General features: G+C 58.7%; 15 protein-coding genes. 2 read left to right on the plus strand and 13 right to left on the minus strand.

Going from position 1 to position 20,002, the window contains the following annotated elements; all coding sequences use genetic code 11:
- Position 1 precedes the first annotated feature (1 nt).
- Genes A1WC_RS17015 through A1WC_RS17000 form a run of 4 tightly spaced genes read right to left on the minus strand, consistent with a single transcriptional unit; the run spans position 2 to position 4,607 of the window.
- On the minus strand, positions 2 to 877 hold the full coding sequence (locus A1WC_RS17015; protein ID WP_016160590.1) for a [formate-C-acetyltransferase]-activating enzyme: 876 nt from the start codon (positions 875 to 877) through the stop codon (positions 2 to 4).
- Positions 843 to 3,140 carry a formate C-acetyltransferase gene (locus tag A1WC_RS17010; RefSeq protein WP_016160591.1) on the minus strand — a complete coding sequence of 766 codons (2,298 nt, stop codon included), beginning with the start codon at positions 3,138 to 3,140 and terminating at the stop codon, positions 843 to 845. Before A1WC_RS17010 ends, A1WC_RS17015 begins: the two co-directional genes overlap by 35 nt.
- 49 nt (positions 3,141 to 3,189) lie before the next feature.
- On the minus strand, positions 3,190 to 3,510 hold the full coding sequence (locus A1WC_RS17005; protein WP_004179264.1) for a PTS fructose-like transporter subunit IIB: 321 nt from the start codon (positions 3,508 to 3,510) through the stop codon (positions 3,190 to 3,192).
- A gap of 20 nt (positions 3,511 to 3,530) precedes the next feature.
- Positions 3,531 to 4,607, minus strand: coding sequence for a PTS fructose transporter subunit EIIC (locus A1WC_RS17000; protein ID WP_008805917.1), 1,077 nt, complete (start codon positions 4,605 to 4,607; stop codon positions 3,531 to 3,533).
- 308 nt (positions 4,608 to 4,915) lie between these two features.
- Here A1WC_RS17000 and ptsP point away from each other — a divergent pair, with 308 nt between their 5' ends.
- A complete protein-coding gene (ptsP, locus tag A1WC_RS16995) occupies positions 4,916 to 7,417 on the plus strand; it encodes a phosphoenolpyruvate--protein phosphotransferase (RefSeq protein ID WP_016160592.1) in 2,502 nt (833 codons plus the stop codon).
- Between the two features lie 37 nt (positions 7,418 to 7,454).
- On the opposite strand, the gene A1WC_RS16990 is transcribed toward ptsP, so the two are convergent.
- From A1WC_RS16990 to A1WC_RS16970, 5 genes are all read right to left on the minus strand, one after another.
- On the minus strand, positions 7,455 to 8,420 hold the full coding sequence (locus A1WC_RS16990; protein ID WP_016160593.1) for a PDR/VanB family oxidoreductase: 966 nt from the start codon (positions 8,418 to 8,420) through the stop codon (positions 7,455 to 7,457).
- 56 nt (positions 8,421 to 8,476) lie between these two features.
- Positions 8,477 to 9,925, minus strand: a complete 1,449-nt coding sequence (locus A1WC_RS16985) for an NAD-dependent succinate-semialdehyde dehydrogenase (protein ID WP_016160594.1) — start codon at positions 9,923 to 9,925, stop codon at positions 8,477 to 8,479.
- 18 nt (positions 9,926 to 9,943) lie between these two features.
- On the minus strand, positions 9,944 to 11,068 hold the full coding sequence (gene yeaW, locus A1WC_RS16980; RefSeq protein WP_008805921.1) for a carnitine monooxygenase, oxygenase subunit YeaW: 1,125 nt from the start codon (positions 11,066 to 11,068) through the stop codon (positions 9,944 to 9,946).
- A 36-nt stretch (positions 11,069 to 11,104) separates the two neighbouring features.
- Positions 11,105 to 12,712, minus strand: coding sequence for a BCCT family transporter (locus A1WC_RS16975; RefSeq protein ID WP_004201469.1), 1,608 nt, complete (start codon positions 12,710 to 12,712; stop codon positions 11,105 to 11,107).
- Positions 12,713 to 13,307: 595 nt separating this feature from the next.
- The gene (locus tag A1WC_RS16970; RefSeq protein ID WP_016160595.1) at positions 13,308 to 14,393 is read right to left on the minus strand and encodes a tartrate dehydrogenase; all 1,086 of its coding nucleotides are present in this window, start codon (positions 14,391 to 14,393) and stop codon (positions 13,308 to 13,310) included.
- An 82-nt stretch (positions 14,394 to 14,475) separates the two neighbouring features.
- On the opposite strand from A1WC_RS16970, the gene A1WC_RS16965 reads away from it, so the two are divergent.
- Positions 14,476 to 15,438: a LysR substrate-binding domain-containing protein gene (locus A1WC_RS16965; RefSeq protein WP_187079210.1), complete on the plus strand. Its 963-nt coding sequence runs from the start codon at positions 14,476 to 14,478 to the stop codon at positions 15,436 to 15,438.
- Here the strand turns inward: A1WC_RS16965 and A1WC_RS16960 are convergent.
- The 4 genes from A1WC_RS16960 to puuD form a co-directional block, all read right to left on the minus strand.
- Positions 15,435 to 16,715 carry an NAD(P)/FAD-dependent oxidoreductase gene (locus A1WC_RS16960; protein ID WP_008805924.1) on the minus strand — a complete coding sequence of 427 codons (1,281 nt, stop codon included), beginning with the start codon at positions 16,713 to 16,715 and terminating at the stop codon, positions 15,435 to 15,437. The genes A1WC_RS16965 and A1WC_RS16960 overlap by 4 nt on opposite strands.
- 2 nt (positions 16,716 to 16,717) lie before the next feature.
- Positions 16,718 to 18,205 (minus strand): aldehyde dehydrogenase PuuC, encoded by a 1,488-nt coding sequence (gene puuC / locus A1WC_RS16955; RefSeq protein ID WP_016160597.1) that lies wholly within the window; start codon positions 18,203 to 18,205, stop codon positions 16,718 to 16,720.
- Between the two features lie 320 nt (positions 18,206 to 18,525).
- Complete coding sequence (gene puuR / locus A1WC_RS16950) at positions 18,526 to 19,083, minus strand: HTH-type transcriptional regulator PuuR (protein ID WP_002898590.1); 558 nt, start codon at positions 19,081 to 19,083, stop codon at positions 18,526 to 18,528.
- Between the two features lie 25 nt (positions 19,084 to 19,108).
- Complete coding sequence (gene puuD / locus A1WC_RS16945) at positions 19,109 to 19,861, minus strand: gamma-glutamyl-gamma-aminobutyrate hydrolase (protein WP_162494428.1); 753 nt, start codon at positions 19,859 to 19,861, stop codon at positions 19,109 to 19,111.
- Between the last annotated feature and the right edge of the window lie 141 nt (positions 19,862 to 20,002).

Below are 20,002 nucleotides of genomic sequence, written 5' to 3' on the forward strand. Positions count from 1 at the left end.
GTTAACCGCCGATAGTGACGTGGAAACCGGCCGCTTCGGCCATCACCCGATATGGTTGAATTTCCGCTTCGTCAGGCGCTTTCACGCTGGCCAGCGTCCAGGGTTTGCCCAGCAGACGGTATTTGGGCTCGCCATATTGATGAAACGGCAACAGGTGCATTTCTTTTAGCGCGAAAGGGGCGAGGAACGCCAGAATTTGGCGAAAATTATCGGTATTCAGTGTGTAGCCCGGGATCAGCGGCACCCGCGGGATCAGGTTGATTTTTCTCGCCGCCAGCTGGCGAAAATTGTCCAGCACCCGTTGCTGATTCATTCGCAGCAGCGACCGCGCCCGCTCAGGTTCCATGATTTTAAAATCAAACAGCACTTCATTGCAGGCTTCGGCCACCGGCAGGAAGCGGTCAAAAGCGCCGTCGCCCGCGGTTTCGATGGCGGTGCGGATCCCCCACTGGCGCAGGCGCTGGAGAAAGCGGGCGGCAAACCCGGCCTGCATGAGCACTTCGCCCCCGGAGAGGGTGACGCCGCCGCCGGAGGCGCGAAAGAAGACCTCATCCTTCAGCACCTCCTGCAACAGGTTATCCAGCGTCACATCGCGGCCAATCTGTTCCCACGCTCCGGACGGACATTCGGCGACGTCCTGCTGGCAGCGGGTGCAGCGCAGGCATTTACTCTCCCGGCGCAGGGTCTGAATCCTGGGTGAAATTGATTCGGGATTGGCGCACCACGGGCAGGTATGAGGGCAGCCTTTAAAAAAGACCACCGTGCGGATCCCCTGGCCATCGTTGAGCGAGTAGCGCTGGAGGTTAAAAATACGCGCCCGGTCGGCGCGCGTGTCGATGACCTCACAGCTGATGCGCGGTGCGGCGGATAATGTCATCCTGAATCTCCTTCGACAGCTCAACAAAGAAGGCGCTGTAGCCCGCGACCCGTACCACCAGACCGGCAAAGTCCTGCGGCCGCTGCTGCGCTTCACGCAGGGTGTCGGCATTGACCACGTTGAACTGAATATGCTGCAGCTTGAGCTTGCAGAAGGCCTGTAAAAAATCGGCCAGTTTGTTCAGGCCACCGTCGCCGGCCAGCGTTGCCGGAGTGAATTTGACGTTCAGCAGCGTACCGTTCGACAGCAGATAGTTATCCAGCTTGCTGATCGATTTCAGCACTGCCGTCGGCCCCTGGGAATCCTGACCGACCATCGGTGACAGGCCGCCGTCCGCCAGCTGTTCGCCGGCCAGTCGCCCGTCCGGGGTGGCGCCCACCACCGAACCCAGCGGCACGTGCGCGGAGACGGTGTAGGAGCCGGGGGTAAAAAGGCCGCCGCGCGGGTTCAGATACTGCTCGACTTCTTTGCAGTAAAAACGCAGCAGATCGGCGCTAATATTGTCGACATCGTCGATATCGTTGCCGTATTTGTCAAAACGGTTAATCAGCCGGGCGCGGATTTTTTCCCCTTCTGGCGTCTGGAAATTGGCTTTCAGCACGGCCATCAGTTGGTCAAAGCTGAGACGCTGCTGGTCGAAGACCATACCCTTCAGGGCGTACAGCGAATCGCTCAGGTTAGCGATCCCGATACCCTGGACGCCGGAGAAGTTATAGCGCGCGCCGCCGGCGGTGATATCTTTGCCGTGCTGCACGCAATCTTCAATGAACGAGGAGAGCAGTGGGACCGGCGCCCAGTCGCGGTGGCCGATATCGCAAATGTTGCTGCCCTCGACCATCAGCTTGATGTAATGGCGGATTTTGTCGCGGATCTGGCAGATAAGGCCGTCCCAGCTGACGTCAGGCTGATGTTCATTTTCCTGCAGCACAATTTCCATCACCTTCAGCAGATTAAACATGGCGATATCATGCAGGCCGTAGGTGCGCCCTGGAATAGAGAGCTCCACGCAGCCGACCACCGCGTAATCGCGGGCATCTTCCAGCGACACGCCGCGGTTAAGGAAGGCCGGCACGACCACCTCATCGTTGAAAATCTGCGGGATCCCGGTACCCAGGCGAATGGTCTCAGCGGTTTTACGCAGGAACGGGCGATCAATCAGCTCGTTGACCCGCACGCCCAGATTCGGCTGCGGCAGCTGAACGTTTTGATAGGCGTCGAGGCATAAAAATGACAGCACGTTGACCGCGCTGCGCCCGGTGTCCGTCAGCCCGCCGAGCAGGGCGGTATAGCCGGTGGGAAAACCCGCGAAATAGCGCGCGCTGCTGGAGGAGCGTAGCAGGACGATATCGTTGCATTTCACCCACAGCGACTCCAGCAACTCCTTAAGATACGCGGGATCCTGACCCTGATTCAGCGATGCCTGATAAAACGGCAGCATATACTGGTCAAAACGCCCCAGCGAAATCGAGCTGGCATTGGATTCGTACTGCAGAATGATATTCATATACCAGAACAGCTGGCAGGCCTGGGGGAAGTCCGTTGGCCGGTGTTGCGCGTTGTGGCGCGAAATAGCGGCGATGGTTAACAGCTCCTGCTGACGCTGCGGGTCCTGACAGTGCCCAGCCATCTCCTCGGCCAGCGCGGCGTAGCGCAGAATATGGCGCTGGGAAGCTTCCAGCAGGATCAGTACCGCCTGATAAAAGGGGTTCTCCGGTTGCCGGGCGCAGTGCGTTTTGAGTTCGGCGACCAGGGCGCCAAGGCCATGATTCAGCAGCCGTGGATAGTCGATGATGATATGGCCCTGGCCTTTATCGGTCTGGTTCACGCTAAATATCTGGGTGTTGACGGCGGCCTTGACCTCTTCGGTCATCTGGCCGTTGATGAAATCTTTCATTGAACGCTTTTCCCAGTAGGGGTACAGCGTTTCGCGGTAGATTTGCTTATCTTCTTCGCTTATTGCGAAGCGGTCCTGGGGGCGGGTCGGGAAGGCGTCGAGCTCGTTGAGCAGCCAGTAGGGGTCCATCTCGGGCGACATAATCCCTGCCCGCGGTTTGACGGTGCGGTTGCCGGCGATCAGTTCATCCTCACGAATCGAAATCATCACCTTATCGAGGATCCACGCGGTGGCTTTCGCCCGGCGGATAATCACCGGCTCGCCCTCCGTCTGCCGATGGCTGGCAGTGTAGAGTAATGCGCGCTCAAGGGAGATTTCGCGCGGCTGGGCGAACAGGCTGGCTTTCAGGCGTTGGGTACGATTCGTCATGATAAACTCCATGTTGTGGCGAAGGGCGCGAAGGCGCCCTTTTAAGGCTTCAGGCGCTCTGGGAAAGGTGGCTGTCTATCTTGTTCATGATGGCGTCGGCGCGCTTGACCGCATCGCTGATATTGACGCGCACGATAGTTTTCCCGGCAAAACGCTCTTCGAATTTGATGCCGATATCTTTGGTCAGAATGACCATATCGGCGGCGGCAATCTCCTCCGCCGTCAGTTCGTTTTCAATGCCAATGGAACCCTGCGTTTCAACCTTGACCTGCCAGCCTTTGGCTTTGGCGGCGCTTTCCAGCGATTCAGCGGCCATGTAGGTGTGAGCCACGCCCGACGGGCAGGCGGTGACAGCGATAATGTGGGTCATAATCTGTTCCTTCCAGTCTGTTAGTTAATTTCGAAATCAAGGTCTAGTTCATCGTCAGCGGCGACGTCAGTGGGTTTCTTTTTGGCGAAGGCTTTCAGCAGGATGACGCAGGCAGCGCTGACGCAGGCGCCGACCAGCAGCGCGGCAACAAACCCGAGCTTGCCCTGGACCACCGGCAGCACGATGAGCCCGCCCCAGCCGGCGTAACACTGGGCGCCCATCAGCGCGGCGGTGACGCAGCCGCTGGCGGCGCCAATCATATTGGCCGGAATGACGCGCAGCGGATCCGCGGCGGCAAAGGGAATCGCCCCTTCGGTCACGCCGACACAGCCCATCACCAGCGCGGCTTTGCCGGTTTCCCGCTCTTCGGCGGTGAAATATTTGCGGCCAATCAGCGTCGCCAGCCCCATGCCCAGCGGCGGTACGGCGATACCGACGGCAGCGATAGCCACCACGCTGTAGACGCCCTGCGAAACGCAAATCAGCATGAAGGCGTAGGCCACTTTGTTCACCGGGCCGCCCATATCAAAGGCCAGCATCAGACCCATAATGATGGCCAGCACCACGATGCTGCCCTCTCGCATCCCCTGCAGCCAGCCGGTCAGGTTAGCGGTCAGCGCGCCAACCGGCTCGCCAAGCCCCCACATCATGATCCCGGCGGTGATAAAGGTGCCGACGATGGGAATGATGAAAATCGGCATCACCGAGCGCAGAACTTTATGTACGGGGATTTTTTTCAGGTAATAGACCACCAGGCCGCCAATCATGCCGGCGATCAGCGCGCCGAAGAAACCGGCGCCAAAGCTGTTGCCCACCCAGGCGCCGATGGCGCAGGGGGCCAGCGCGGCGCGGTCAGAAATGGAGTAGCCGATGTAGGCGGCGAGAAAGGGCACCATCAGCGTCAGCCCGGCGACGCCGATATCAAAAAGTTTCTTCAGATTAGGGTCGGTGGCGGCATCGGGTACCGCGCCTTTGCCATACAACATGACGGAGACCGCCAGCAGGATCCCGCCGGAGACCACGAAGGGGATCATATGTGACACGCCGGTCATCAGATGCTGGCGGGTATTTTTTAGTATTTGCACCAGTTCGTTCATTGCTTGCTCCTGAGCGCTGTAGGGCCCGTGACAGTATTGATGCCTCAACATTAGAAAAAGGGCGGGGTATTAAACAGTAGAGAAAAAGTGCATTTACTGGATATTTGTAAGGTGAGAAAAGAATTGCGATCCACCTCAAATCTTAGTAGTGACAGGAGAGATGAGCGCTAACAGGGTGGAATTGTGATGGCGGGCATAAAAAAATATTGTGTGTACAATAGTCCAGTAATTGCCAGTTTTATCACCTAGCCCCTGGGGCCGTCTTTTATTACTTTTGAGGAAATAATGGATTGCTCTGGAGGAAGGCGATGGCTCTGGTCATTGAATTTACATGTGATTTGCCCAACGGCGTGCATGCGCGTCCGGCCAGTCTGGTCGAAACGCTGTGTAACCGTTTTTCATCAGCGATTGAGTGGCGGAACTTGCGCCGCGAGACCGGCGGAAATGCCAAGAGCGCGCTGGCGATTATCGGCAGCAATACCCTGAAGGGCGACGCCTGCCAGCTGCTTATCAGCGGCGAAGATGAAGCTGAAGCATTCGCCGCGTTAACGGCTTTTATGCGCGATGAATTTCCCCACTGTGACGCGCCGCTGCCCGCTGCGCCAACGCTGGATTTCCAGCCGGTGCCAGAGTCGCTTTCGCGGCTGAACCCGACGCTGTTTCATGCCCACCCGGTGTGCGCCGGCAGCGCGGGAGGGACGCTGGTTCATCTCAAATCACGCGATCTGCACGAGCTGGGTGAACTGCCCGTCGCCGCCAGTCCCGAACAGGAGCAGGCGGCGCTGGATAATGGCCTGCGCCTGCTGGTGAAAGATATCGAGCTGCGGCTGCTGGACAATGACGGCACCGCCAGCGCGATCCTGGAAGCTCACCGTTCGCTGGCGACGGATGCCTCGCTGCGCCAGCACCTGCTTGGCGGTATTCTCACCGGGTTGAGCTGCGCCCAGGCGATTGTCGCCACCGGCGACCACTTCTGCGCCCAGTTCCGCGACTCCGGCAACAGCTATCTGCAGGAGCGGGTACTGGATGTACGCGACGTTTGCTTCCAGCTGTTACAGCATATCTACGGCGAAGCCCGTTTCCCGGCGCCGGGCGAGTTGCGGGAAGCGGCCATTTGTCTTGCCGACGAGCTGACCCCCAGCCAGTTTCTGGAACTGGATAAAACGCATCTCAAAGGGCTGCTGCTGCGCAGCGGCGGCACCACCTCGCATACCGTGATTCTGGCACGCTCATTCAATATCCCTACTCTGGTAGGCGTGGATTTAGCCGCGCTGCTGCCGTGGGTGGATACGCAGGTGCAGATTGACGGCAACGCCGGGCTGCTGGTGGTGGATCCGAGTCCGGCGGTAGCGCGCTACTATCAGCAGGAGGCCTGGCTACAGGCGCAAATCCTGCAACAGCAGCAGGTATGGCTGGATAAAGCCGGGCAGACGCAAGACGGTATCCGCGTGGAGATCGCCGCCAATATCGCCCATTCGGTGGAAGCGGTGGCGGCATTCAACCAGGGCGCGCAGTCGGTAGGGTTGTTCCGCACTGAAATGCTGTATATGGATCGCCCGAGCGCGCCGTCGGAAGATGAGCTCTACAACATCTTCTGCCAGGCGCTGGAACCCGCTGCCGGGCGCAGCATTATCGTGCGGACTATGGATATCGGCGGTGATAAGCCGGTGGCCTATCTCAACATCCCTGCGGAAAACAATCCGTTCCTCGGCTACCGCGCGGTGCGCATCTATGAAGAGTATCAGGCGCTGTTTCACACTCAGCTACGGGCGATTTTACGCGCCTCGGCGCACGGCTCGCTGAAGATTATGATCCCCATGATTTCATCAATGGAAGAGATCCTGTGGGTGAAAGAGCGACTGGCGGAGGCCAAACAGTCGCTGCGCGCCGAGCAGATCCCGTTTGATGAAAAGATCCCGCTCGGCATCATGCTGGAAGTGCCGTCGGTGATGTTTATCATCGATCAGTGTTGTGAAGAGGTGGATTTCTTTAGCATCGGCAGCAACGACTTAACGCAGTATCTGCTGGCGGTCGATCGTGATAATGCGAAAGTGACGCGCCATTATAACAGCCTGAATCCCGCCTTCCTGCGCGCGCTGGACTATGCGGTACAGGCGGTGCATCGGCAGGGGAAATGGATCGGTCTGTGCGGCGAACTGGGGGCCAAAGGATCGGTGCTACCGCTGCTGGTAGGCCTCGGTTTAGATGAATTGAGCATGAGCGCGCCGGCGATCCCGGCGACCAAATCGCGCCTGGCGCAACTGGATAGCCGCGCCTGCCGCCAGCTGCTGAATCAGGCCATGCAGTGCCGTACCTCACTGGAAGTGGAGCATCTGCTGGCCCAGTTCCGCATGCGTCAGCAGGATGTGCCGCTGGTGAGCGCCGAGTGCATTACGCTCAATAGCGACTGGCGCAGCAAGGAGGAGGTGCTGAAAGGGATGACGGATAACCTGCTGCTGGCCGGACGCTGCCGCTATCCGCGAAAGCTGGAGGCTGACCTGTGGGCCCGCGAGGCGGTGTTCTCCACCGGTCTGGGCTTTAGCTTCGCCATTCCGCACAGTAAATCCGAGCATATCGAGCAGTCGACCATCAGCGTCGCCCGCCTGGCGCAGCCGGTGGTGTGGGGCGATGAAGAGGCGCAGTTTGTGATTATGCTGACGCTGAATAAGCACTCGGCGGGCGATCAGCATATGCGTATCTTCTCGCGGCTGGCGCGGCGCATTATGCACGCGGAGTTCCGTCAATCTCTGGTATCCGCGGAGAGCAGCGAGGATATTGCCGACCTGCTGCGCCGCGAGCTGGAACTGTGATCTGCACACCGGCCAGCGGCGCTGGCCGGAGAGCGAGCTATAAATCCAGCACTAACCGGCCGCCTTTGGCGCGCGAGCAGCAGATCAGCATACTCTGCTGGCTGGCTTTCTCTTCCTCGCTGTAATACTGATCGCGGTGGTCCGCTTCCCCTTCAAGAATCATCGTTTCGCAGGTGCCGCACACCCCTTCGCGGCACAGGCATTCCACCTTCGCCGCTTTGTTATTCTCAATAACCTGCAAAATGGTCATGTCCTGCGGTACGGTAAATTCGCGTCCGGAACGCGCCAGCACCAGGGTAAACGCCTCTCCGCCTTTATCCTCAACGATAAACTGCTCAAAGTGCAGCTGACTGGCGGGCACCTGATGGCGTTCGGCGGCGGCTTTCACCGCCTCGTTAAGCGCCGCCGGGCCGCAGGTATACACGTGGGTTCCGGGCTCGAGGTCGGCGAACAGGCGCGGCAGGTCGAGACGGCTGCCGAGCGCTGATACATGAACATTGACCCGCTCTCGCCACGGCGCGGCGCTGAGCGCATCGACGAAAGCATTATTGTCGGCGTCGTGGAAACAGTAGTGCAGCTGCCAGTTGGCCTGCTGTTGTTCCAGTTCCGGAATATGGGACAAGAATGGCGTGATGCCGATACCGCCGGCGATCAGCAGATGTTTTCGCGCCTGTGGTTCGATGGCGAACAGGTTGTTGGGCGTGGACACCGTCAGGGTATCGCCCGGGCGCACCTGCTGGTGCATAAAGCGCGAGCCGCCTTTGGAAGGCGACTCAAGACGCACCGCAATCTGCCAACTGGTGGTATCCAGCGGCGAGCTCATCAGCGAATAGGCATTGCTGTAGCGCTGCTCGCCATCCTGCATCTGGACGATAATATGGCTGCCGCCGCTGAATCCCGGCAGCGGGGCGCCGGTCGGCGACACTAGCGTAAAACGCTTCACCTGGGCGGTGATCTGTTCAACATCGCGAACGATCGCCTCAAACATTTGATAATCAGACATCGCTGAACTCCATCAAAAATCCCGGCGTGGCCAGCGCCGCCGCCGGGAGAGGACATTTACAACCCCTGGCAGAGATACTTCATCTCCAGGTAATCTTCGATTCCGTGTTCCGACCCTTCGCGGCCAAGGCCGGACTGCTTCACTCCGCCAAATGGCGCGACTTCGTTGGAAATCAGCCCGGTATTGATGCCGACCATCCCGTATTCCAGCTGCTCGGAGACGCGCCAGATACGGGCGGCATCGCTGCTGTAAAAATAGGAGGCGAGGCCGTAGATAGTGTCATTTGCCTGTTCGATGACCTGCTGCTCATCGTCAAATTTCACCAGCGCGGCCACCGGGCCGAAAATCTCTTCCTGCAGCAGCAGTGACCCCGGCTGTACGTCGCCGATAACCGTAGGGGTGAAGAAATTACCGCCCAGTGGGTGCGCTTTACCGCCGGTTAACAGCGTTGCGCCGCGGGTCAGGGCGTCGTCGAGCAGGGACTGGACTTTGCGCCCGGCGTCGGCGTTGATAAGCGGGCCAATCTGTACATCGGACTCGCTGCCATCGCCAACTTTCAGGGCGGCGACGCGGGCCACGAACTTATCGCAGAATTGGTCGTAGACGGCGCGATGAATATAGAAGCGGTTAACGCAGACGCAGGTTTGCCCGGCGTTGCGGAACTTGGCGATCAGCGCTCCCTCGACCGCTTTATCGATATCGGCGTCGTCAAAGACGATAAACGGCGCGTTACCGCCGAGCTCTAAAGAGAGCTTTTTGATGGATTCCGCGCACTGGCGCATCAGCACGCGGCCAACTTCGGTCGAGCCGGTAAAGGAGAGTTTACGCACCCGCTCATCGCCGGTGAACACCGCGCCAATTTCGCGCGACTGGCCGGTAACGACGTTAATAACGCCCTGCGGGATCCCGGCCTGAATCGCCAGTTCCGCCATCGCCAGCGCGGTAAACGGCGTTTCGTTAGCCGGCTTAATCACCATCGTGCAGCCAGCGGCCAGCGCCGGGCCAGCCTTGCGGGTGATCATCGCCGCCGGGAAGTTCCACGGGGTGATCGCCGCGCAGACGCCCACGCCCTGGCGGATCACCATCAGGCGTTTATCCGCGCCAGGGGAGGGGATTATTTCGCCGTTGGTGCGTTTGCCCTGTTCGGCAAACCACTCGATAAACGAGGCGGCATAGGCGATTTCGCCTTCGGCCTCCGCCAGCGGCTTGCCCTGCTCGGCGGTCATGATCTGCGCCAGCGCGGTTTTGTTTTCGAGGATCAGGCGGTGCCAGTTTTTCAATTGCGTGGCGCGCTGAGCGGCGGTTAATGCGCGCCAGGCCGGCAGCGCGGCCGCGGCGGCATCCACCGCCTGCTGCGCTTCCGCCCGACCCATATTAGGGATCTGGCCGAGCGTCGCGCCGGTGGAAGGGTTGCTGACGGCAAGCGTCGTGCCGTCGGCGGCGTCGCGCCAGCTTCCGGCAATCAGCGCCTGCTGGCGAAACAGATCTGAGTGAAACACGGACATGGCTAACTCCTTCAATGATTACGGCTGGAACACCTGGGCCACCAGATTGTGGAAATGGGCGATCCCGTGCTCGGAGATCCCGCTGCCGCTGTTATCCGCCATAATGCGCCCCTGGCCGCGATAGCCGCGGGACTTCAGCCCCTTCTGCACGCTTTCCACCAGGCGTAAATCTTCCGGGCGGAACACGTCGCGATACCACTCAATCAGCGCTTTCTGATCGTCAGTCAGCTCTTCGTTGGTGAAATAGATGTCGTAATTCTGCAGAGTGGTCTCTTCATCCACCGGGAATTCATAGATCACGGTCATCATGCCCTTGATCGGCGTCACGTTGAACATGGTGCACGGCCACAGCCAGAAACCGTGGAACGCGGCGTCGGTACCTTCTTCGAATTTAAACGACTGCTCGGACGGCTTGGCGAAGCCATACTGCAGCGTCCATTTGCCGTGCATGGTGTGCCAGTAACGGTCAACCTGTACGGAATCCGAGAAGCCCGGGTGCGCCGGGCCGCAGTGGTAACATTCCAGATAGTTATCGACGATATTTTTCCAGTTCGCCGGGGTGAGAGTGGTAAAGCGCGCCGCCAGTTTCAGATCATGTACGTCCGGGCAGGCTTCCAGCACTTTGTCCTGCAGGCCCGGCAGCTGCGTTTCCACGCTCTCCGCTTGCGGGTTCATATTGATAAACACAAAGCCGGCATACTCTTCCAGGCGAACCGGCACCAGCGTTGCCTTTTCGCTATCGAAATTCGCCACGTTTTCGCAGTTGCGGGCGTGGGCGAGATTGCCGTCAAGCTTGAAGGCCCAGGCGTGATAGGGGCAGGTAATCACGTTTTTGGCTTTACCTTCACCGCTCAGCAGCTGGTGGCCGCGGTGCGGGCAGACGTTATAGAAAGCGCGCAGAATGTTGTCGCGGCCGCGGACGATAACGATATTTTCGCCAATGATCTCCCGGGTGATGTAGTCGTTCGGCCGGGCGACCTCGCTGCCGTGGGCGACGCAAATCCAGCTATTGGCGAAGATGCGCTCTTTCTCGTGCTCAAACGCCTGGCTGTCGGTATAAAAACGGGCCGGAATGGTCCAGGCATCCTGCGGATTGGCGCAAAAGTTAATCGGCAGAGTAAAGTCAGGGCTCAAATTGCTCATGTAAGGTCACCTTGTGATTATTGTCAGTAAGAGGTTTTACAGCGACTGGCCGTCGCCTTTGAGTACCGTGCCAACCGGTAGCGTCTCGGCTTTAATCATTGGCTCGGGCGTATGGGTTTCTATCTGATTGACCGGCACGTGGGCGTAGTCCTGTTTTAGCCAGCGCACGAAGCCGCCGGTTTTAATCAGTAAAATGGCCAGGAACGGTAGGGCGGTCAGCACCACGGTGGTTTTCATGGTCTCAAGCGAAGCGCCGGTAAACAGAATCGATAGCGGGATGAGGGTGATCACCACGCACCAGAACAGGCGCATGCCGCGATCCGGATCGTCGCCTTCGCGCAGGTTGCGGGTGCTGGTCGCCGCCATGGTGTAGGCCACCGCATCCATGTGCGAGGCGAGGAAAACAATCATCACGAACAGATAGGCGGCGAGGAACAGCTTACCTGCCGGCAGCGACATCAGGACCTGCTGGACGGCGGTTTCGCCGCCAAGAGTCTGCATCACCTGCGGTACGTTAATCACGCCGTTAACGAACTGGTGCATGGCGTAGCTTTCCATCACCCCAAAGAAGAACCAGCAGCCGGCGGTGCTACCAAGGAGCAGTCCCCATATCACCTCTTTGATTTTGCGCCCGCGGGAGACGCGGGTGACGAACATCGCCACGCCCGGGGTATAGGAGATCCACCACAGCCAGTAGAAGACGGTCCAGTTGCGGGTAAAGGCGCCGTCGCCGAGGGGATCGGTAAACAGGCTCATCTGCAGGAAGTTCTGAGTCGTCAGGCCGACGGCGTTAATGATGTTATTGGTGATGAATTCGGTCGGACCAACCAGTAATACCACCAACGGCAGCAGAAACGCCCCCCAGCCGACCATTTTGCTCAGGCGCTGCAGGCCGTTGTTGATGCCAATCCACGAGCTCATGCAGAAAATACCGCCGGAGAGCAGGATCACAAACGCCTGCACGGTGAAGTTATCCGGCAACCCGGTCAGCGCTGACAGGCCGCGGGTGAAGGTGGCGGCAGTGACCACCAGCGAAATGGTTAACGCGCCGACGGTAGCGATCAGGAACATCAGATCGACCAGACGGCCCCAGAAGCCCTGCGGACTCACTCCGGTGATCGCTGAAATGATCCCGGAGAGGCTGAGGCCTTTATTTTTCCGCACGTGGAAGTGATAGGCCATGATCAGCGAAGCGAGAGTGTAGGTCGCCCAGGCGCTAACCCCCCAGTGGAAGAAAGAATAAGGGATGCTGTATTCCAGCGCTTTCGGCGATTGCGGAGCAATGTTCAGGCCCGGGGTCTGGTAGTAATAAGCCCATTCGGCAACGCCCCAGTACAGCGTGGAGGAGCCGAGCCCGGCGCAGATAAACATAAACAGCCATGAGAGGGTACTGTATTCGACTTTACCTTCGCCGAGACGGATATTGCCGTATTTGCTGGTCGCCAGATAGAGCACCAGTCCCAGCGCCAGCAGCACCAGTACCTGTACCGTGGAACCCAGCAGCCGGGTCACGCCGTTAAAAATCGAATCAGCCGCCTGCGCGGTTTGCTGCGGGAAGAGACTTAATGTAGCGGCGATGAAAACAATGGCCGCCAGGCTGATGGCAATCAGCGGCACATCTTTTTTCTTTACGTTGCTCAACATGGGTGATCTCCTGGGCATGATTGCCCGTCGGTGGCTTTAGCCTGTCGTTGTTATCACGCTGTAGGGTCAAGGTTCGTAGCAAAAGCTATTAACAATCGGATTATTTCTTCGTTACATGAATTAAACAATTGGCCGTTTCGTGAAGCAATAAAACACGGAACGGAAATAATAAAAGGTGAATTGGCGCAGGTTCTGTCCTTTCAGGAATTAATAAAGTTCACCGCTGTGATGCGGTCCACTTGTCAATCGTGGGGGATTCTGCATAGCGAAAAGAGAGGGGAGTTGGAGGACCAGGCGCGCGGGTTTTCCCGGGTAGCGGCTGCGCCTTACCCGTGCTTGCTACTCGCGGTGTCGTTTTTTGTCGGGTGGCGGCTAACGCCTTACCCGACCTACGGTCCGTGCCATTGCGAGCTTAAGATCTCTACCTTGTCCCTATGGCTACTGAAACTGCCGGTGTTGGCGGCCTCAACATCGCTGAGACGTTCCCTGCAGGCCGGGGCAGCCCGCAGGGATGCGGGCTGAGGGCCGTGTTTTTACATTATCGTGCCTTTTGTAGCCCCGGTAAGCGCCGCGCCGCCGGGGAGCGGCGGGGTAATTACGCCAAAATGGCCTTGCAGATGGCGTCGCTGACCTGTTGCGTTGACGCGCTGCCTTTCATATCCGGGGTTTTCGGCCCGCTGGCAATCACCTGCTCAATCGCCGCCAGGATGCCGTTGTGCGCGGCGTGATAGCGCTCATCGCCGTTGCCGAGGAAATCGAGCATCATCGCCCCGGCCCACACGGTGGCGATCGGGTTGGCGATATTTTTACCGTAGATATCCGGCGCGGATCCGTGAACCGGCTCGAACAGCGACGGGAAGGTGCGCTCCGGATTGAGATTGGCCGACGGCGCAATACCGATTGTGCCGGTACAGGCCGGGCCGAGATCGGAGAGAATATCGCCGAACAGGTTGGAGCCGACCACCACATCAAAACGCTCCGGCTGCAGCACGAAGCGGGCGCACAGGATATCGATATGCTGCTTGTCCCAGCGAATATCCGGATAGTTTTTGGCCATCTCTTCCACCCGCTCATCCCAGTAGGGCATGCTGATCGCCAGACCGTTGGATTTGGTCGCCGAAGTCAGCGTTTTGCGTGGGCGGCTTTGCGCCAGTTCGAAGGCGTAGCGCAGGATCCGGTCCACGCCGCGGCGGGTAAAGACCGACTCCTGAATCACCACTTCATGCTCGGTGCCTTCATTGGCGCGCCCGCCGAGGGCGGAATATTCGCCTTCGGTATTTTCGCGCACCACGTAAAAATCGATATCGCCGGCCTTTTTACCCGCCAGCGGGCAGGGGACGCCGGGGAACAGACGCACCGGACGCAGGTTGACGTATTGGTCAAACTCACGGCGGAACTTCAGCAGCGACCCCCACAGCGAAATGTGGTCGGGAACGGTATCCGGCCAGCCGACGGCGCCGAAGTAGATGGCATCGAAGCCCTGCAGCTGCTCGCGCCAGTCGTCCGGCATCATCTTGCCGTGATGGGCATAATATTCGCAGCTTGCCCACTCCATCTGCTCGAAGCTCAATGACAGATCCCAACGCTGTGCGGCGGCTTGCAGCACGCGAATCCCTTCAGGCAGAACTTCTTTGCCAATTCCGTCACCCGGGATGGCGGTAATACGATAGGTTTTTTTCATTCCGGTTCTCACTTTTTAGCGATGATGTTTGACCACCTGCCTATCCTATAATTGACTGGTTCATAATTAATCACGCTAACTGGTGAAACATAAAACACAGATCATGAATAATCTGCCGCTGCTAAATGATTTACGCGTCTTTATGCTGGTCGCTCGCCGGGCCGGGTTCGCCGCCGCCGCCGAAGAGCTTGGCGTATCACCGGCGTTCATCAGCAAGCGGGTTTCGCTGCTGGAGCAAACCCTGAATGTGGTGTTGCTGCACCGGACTACCCGCCGGGTCACCATTACCGAGGAGGGGGAGCGGATCTACGAATGGGCGCAGCGCATTTTGCAGGATGTCGATGAGATGATGGACGAGCTTTCCGACGTACGTCAGGTGCCGCAGGGAACGCTGCGTATTATCAGTAGCTTCGGCTTTGGTCGCCGGGTGGTGGCCCAGGCGCTGTCGGCGCTGGCCCTTCAGTACCCGCAGCTGGAACTGCGTTTCGATGTCCAGGACCGGCTGGTGGATTTAGTCAATGAAGGGGTGGATCTCGATATTCGCGTGGGCGATGATATCGCGCCGAATCTGATTGCCCGCCAGCTGGCGGCCAACCACCGCGTGCTCTGCGCCTCGCCGCAATTCCTTGCCCGCCATCCACCGCCGAAACAGCTGAGCGATCTGGCCGCCTTACCCTGCCTGGTGATTAAAGAACGCGATCATCCGTTTGGCATCTGGCAGTTGCACAGCAAAGAGGGGCAGCATGCGATCAAGGTGACCGGGCCGCTGTCGTCCAACCATGGTGAAATTGTGCATCAGTGGTGTCTTGACGGGCAGGGGATTGCGTTACGTTCATGGTGGGACGTCCGGGAGAATATCGCCAGCGGCCATCTGGTGCATGTGCTGCCGGAATTCTTTCAGCCTGCCAACGTCTGGGCAGTCTATGTCTCCCGGTTGGCGACGTCGGCTAAAATTCGCACCACCGTGGAGTTTCTGCGCCACTACTTTCAGCAGCACTATCCGCAGCATGAGCCGACGGCCAGCGCCGTCGGCAGAGGCGATTAAACCCCAAGGCGGTCGCGCAGGCTGTAGTAGGCGGCGCCCATGGCGGTAAAAGGAATGCGCAGGCTGCGGCCGCCCGGGAACGGGTAGTGCGGCAGTTTGGCGAAGGCGTCGAACCGCTCGGCGTCGCCGCGCAGCAGCTCTGAAATCAAGCGTCCGGCAAGGTGGGTACAGGTCACGCCGTGGCCGCTGTAGCCCTGCATGTAGTAAATATTGTTATCGAGACGGCCGAACTGCGGCATCCGCGACAGGGTCAGCAGGAAGTTGCCGGTCCAGCGGTAGTCAATTTTCACCCCCTGCAGCTGCGGGAAGGTTTTCAGCAGCTTCGGCATAATCAGCCGCTCCACGTCGTCCGGATCGCGCGCGCCGTAGACCACGCCGCCGCCGTACAGCAGACGGTTGTCGCCGGTCAGACGGTAGTAGTCCAGCAGGTAGTTACAATCTTCCACACAGTAGTTTTTCGGGATCAGCGAGCGGGCGACCTCTTCCGACAGCGGAGCGGTAGTGACCACCTGGGTGCCACACGGCATGCTGCGTTTCGCCAGCTCCGGCTCCAGTTTATCGCCAAGATAGGCGTTGCCGGCGACGATCACGTAGCGCGCGGTGACCTGGCCGCGCGCGGTGCTGACCACCGCCGGGCTGCTGTGCTGGATGCGGGTGACCGGCGACTGCTCATACACCCGGCCGCCGTTCAGACGAATGGCGTCCGCTTCGCCGATGGCGAGGTTCAGCGGGTGAATATGGCCGCCGCTGTGGTCAAGCAGGGCGCCGACGTAGCGGTCGCTGTCCACTTCACGACGAATGGCCTCTCTGTCCAGCAGCTCCAGTTGGGTGTTGCCGTAGCGTTCCCAGTTGGCTTTCTGCTCTTCCAGGGTTTCCAGCTGCTTATGGTTCATCGCCACGAACAGGCCGCCCGGGCGGTAATCGCACTGGATCTGGTAGCGCTGGATGCGCTCGCGAATAATATCGCCGCCTTCGAACATCATGCTGCCGAGCATTTTGGCCGCATCCGGGCCGTAGTTCTTCTCAATGACGTCGATATCGCGGCTATAGGAGTTGACCAGCTGACCGCCGTTGCGGCCGCTGGCGCCGAAGCCGATGCGCGCCCCTTCCAGCACCACCACGTCGTAGCCCATTTCGGCCAGATGCAGAGCTGAGGAGAGGCCGGTGTAGCCGCCGCCGACAACGCAGACGTCACAGTTGATGGAGCCCTCCAGCGTCGGGAACGGTTCATACTTATTGGCGCTGGCGGCGTAGTAGCTAGTGGTATGTTCAGTCATGATCAAGACTCCAGGGCAATCCAGATGGTTTTCAGTTCGGTGAATTTTTCCAGCGCGTGCAGCGATTTATCGCGCCCGTTGCCGCTCTGCTTGTAGCCGCCGAACGGAACGGTCATATCACCATCGTTATAGTTGTTGACGAAGACCGAGCCAGCCTTCAGGCGACGGCTCATGCGGTGGGCGCGTGACAGATCGCGGGTCCACACGGCGGCGCCGAGACCGTAGTCGCTGTCATTGGCAAGCAGCAGCGCCTGTTCTTCGCTTTTGAAGCGCGTGACCACCAGTACCGGGCCGAAGATCTCTTCCCGGCTGAGGGTCGATGCCGGGTCGACGTCAACGAAAATGGTCGGGCCGACGGCGGCAGGCCACGGATTTTTCCGTCCGTCGAGGAACAGCGTGCTTTTGGCTTCGCCACCGCGGATAAAACTGTGCACGTTGTCGGCATGGGCGTTATCAATCAACATGCCCATGGTGGTGTCCGGATCGAGCGGGTTACCCGGCTGCCAGTGTTGCGCCTGCGCTTTCAGCAATGTCAGAAACTCGTCAGCGATGCTCTCCTCCAGCAGCAGACGGGTCCCGGCGATGCACACCTGGCCCTGGTTATAGAAGATGCCGCCGGCGGTGGCGCTGACCGCTTGTTGCAGATCCGGGCAGTCGGCAAAGACGATGTTGGCGCTCTTGCCGCCCGCTTCCAGCCACACGCGCTTCATATTGCTGTCGCCGGCGTCTTTCAGCAGCTGCTTGCCGGTGCGGGTGGAGCCGGTAAAGGTAATGACTTCAACATCAGGATGCAGGGCCAGCGCCTGCCCGGCCTCGCGGCCAAAGCCGCTGACCACGTTCAACACGCCGTCCGGCAGGCCGGCCTCTTTCGCCAGCCCGGCCAGACGCAGGGCGGTGAGCGGCGATTTTTCTGAGGGTTTGAGGATCACGCTGTTGCCCGCCGCCAGCGCCGGACCGAGTTTCCAGCAGGCCAGCAGTAGCGGGAAGTTCCACGGCACCACCGCGGCGATCACGCCAATTGGTTCGCGAACGATCATCGCCAGCTCGTTGCTGCCGGTGGGGGCCACTTCGCCATAGACTTTATCCAGCGCTTCGGCATACCAGCGAATGGCGCGGGCGGCGCCGGGAATATCGTCGCGCAGGCTGTGGCGAATCGGTTTGCCGGTATCCAGCGTTTCCAGCAGCGCCAGCTCTTCACGATGGGCCTCCATCAGATCAGCAAAGCGAGTGAGGATCGCTTTACGCTGTGCGGGGGAGGCCTGCGACCAGTCGCCATTATCAAAAGCCTGGCGCGCGGCCTTCACCGCCCGTTCGACGTCGGCTTTTTTACCGCGGGCGACCTGCGCTAATGTCTGCTGCGCGGCAGGGTCGATCGTTTCAAAGGTGGTATTATCGGCCGCGGCGCAATATTCGCCGTTAATAAATAAGCGCGTTTCAATGGCCAGGTTTTTCGCTTTTTCCTGCCAGTAAGCCAGGTGCTGAAAATTCATCATGACTCCTTAAAAACATTATCGGCACATTAATCAGTTCGGCGTTTTCAGGCTGCACGGGGGCACTGCGCCGGGCGCAGGGCATAACGTATCCCCGGAGTTGAATACCGTTTAATTCCCCTGAATGGCGACAGGTTGTTTGCAACCCGAATTATTCAGGAGCGAGTCGCCATTCACTGGCGTTAATTATTTCGGGGCCAACAGGAAATAATATTCCGTACGGCGCAGGCGTAATTACTACGATTTCTTCACCGCGACGAAAATAGATTTTCCGCCGCGACAGGCCTGAAGAAAGCCTGAACCTCGTTCAGGCTAAATAATCAGAATGTGGTGGGGGTGTGGGCACTGATGATGCGGCAGATGCCTGCCGAGGTGTTGCTGAAGCTGTGCGGGATGCCGGTATTAATGGCATAGCTCTGTCCAGCCACCAGGTGATACGACTGACCGTTAATGGTCAGCACGATCTCACCTTCCAGTATGGTGCCTATCTCCTCACCCTGATGCTTAATTCTCTCCCCGGTCGTGGTTCCAGGCTGGTAAGTTTCAAAAATCATCGCCAGCGTACGGTTCGGATTTCCGTTATGAACCAGCTTCATGGAAACGCCCTGACTTCCCATCTCAATCAGGTCATCCTGATTAATGACCACCTGGGGTTCGTCCGGCTTTTCGGGTTCAGAAAAGAATTCCGAGAGCGACAGCCCATAGACTTTCAGCAGCTTTTGCAGCGTACTGATGGCAGGACTGACTTTGTCCTGCTCTATGGTGCTGATGGCACTATGTGTCAACCCAGACAGTTCGGCGGCACGACGCTGTGAGAGACCCAGCTGTTGGCGGATCTCTGACAGACGTTTCCCTGGCGCCAGTCCGTCATCGCTCATATTTGCATTTCCTTAACGGTAGTGGTCAGCGCCGCCGCTTTTCAGCATGATGGCCCTGACAGGCGGTGATAAAACCATCAAACAACATACGCGACAGGGCGTATTCGCTACTGTTCCATTCAGGATGCCACTGTACGCCCAACGCGAAAGGATGATCGTTCACGCTGACCGCTTCCACCAGTCCATCCGGCGCTCGCGCCTCCACGCGCAGCTGCGGACTCAGGGTTTTTGCCCCTTGCCCATGTAGCGAGTTTACCCAAAACGTGTTGCAGCCCGGTATCAATTGCGACAGCAATCCTCCTTCCTGAACCTCAACCTGATGGGACGGCGCATACTGCTGCTCGACGGGCAGTTCAGGATCTTCACGATGTTCAAGGAGCTCAGGCTGCTCGAACAGACGACGATACAGAGTCCCGCCGGTGGCGACAACCAGTTCCTGCAGTCCACGACAGATGGCGAAAATGGGGATGCGCCTTTCGAGCGCGGCGTTAATCAGCGCCATGCTCAGAAGATCACGCCCGGGGTCGGCGTCAGGCTCATCGCCGTTTTCACCATAAAGGTGCGGCTGCACATTACTGGGGCTGCCTGGCAGGTAAATCCCGTCCAGTTTATCGACTAACGCGTTCAGCAGCTCCGGCTCCGCCAGCGCATGCGGCAGGGCGATCGGCAGTCCGCCGTGGTTAACAATGGCATTCAGGTACTTTTCTTGCAGAGTCTGGGTCTGGTGACCCTTAAGCCTGTTTCTACACATCACGACGCCAATAACTGGCTTGTACATTATATTTTCCATGATCGCCCTCACAAAGTGGACTAAATTATGACCGCTATAGCGGGTTTAACGGCCATATCGTTCAATATTTTCTCAATCTAGCAGTGGAAATAGCCCTTTGCAAACTTAATTTAACATTTGACAAACAAT

It is taken from the genome of Klebsiella sp. KTE92 (genome assembly GCF_000398905.1).
GTDB classification, from domain to species: Bacteria; Pseudomonadota; Gammaproteobacteria; order Enterobacterales; family Enterobacteriaceae; genus Klebsiella; species Klebsiella variicola.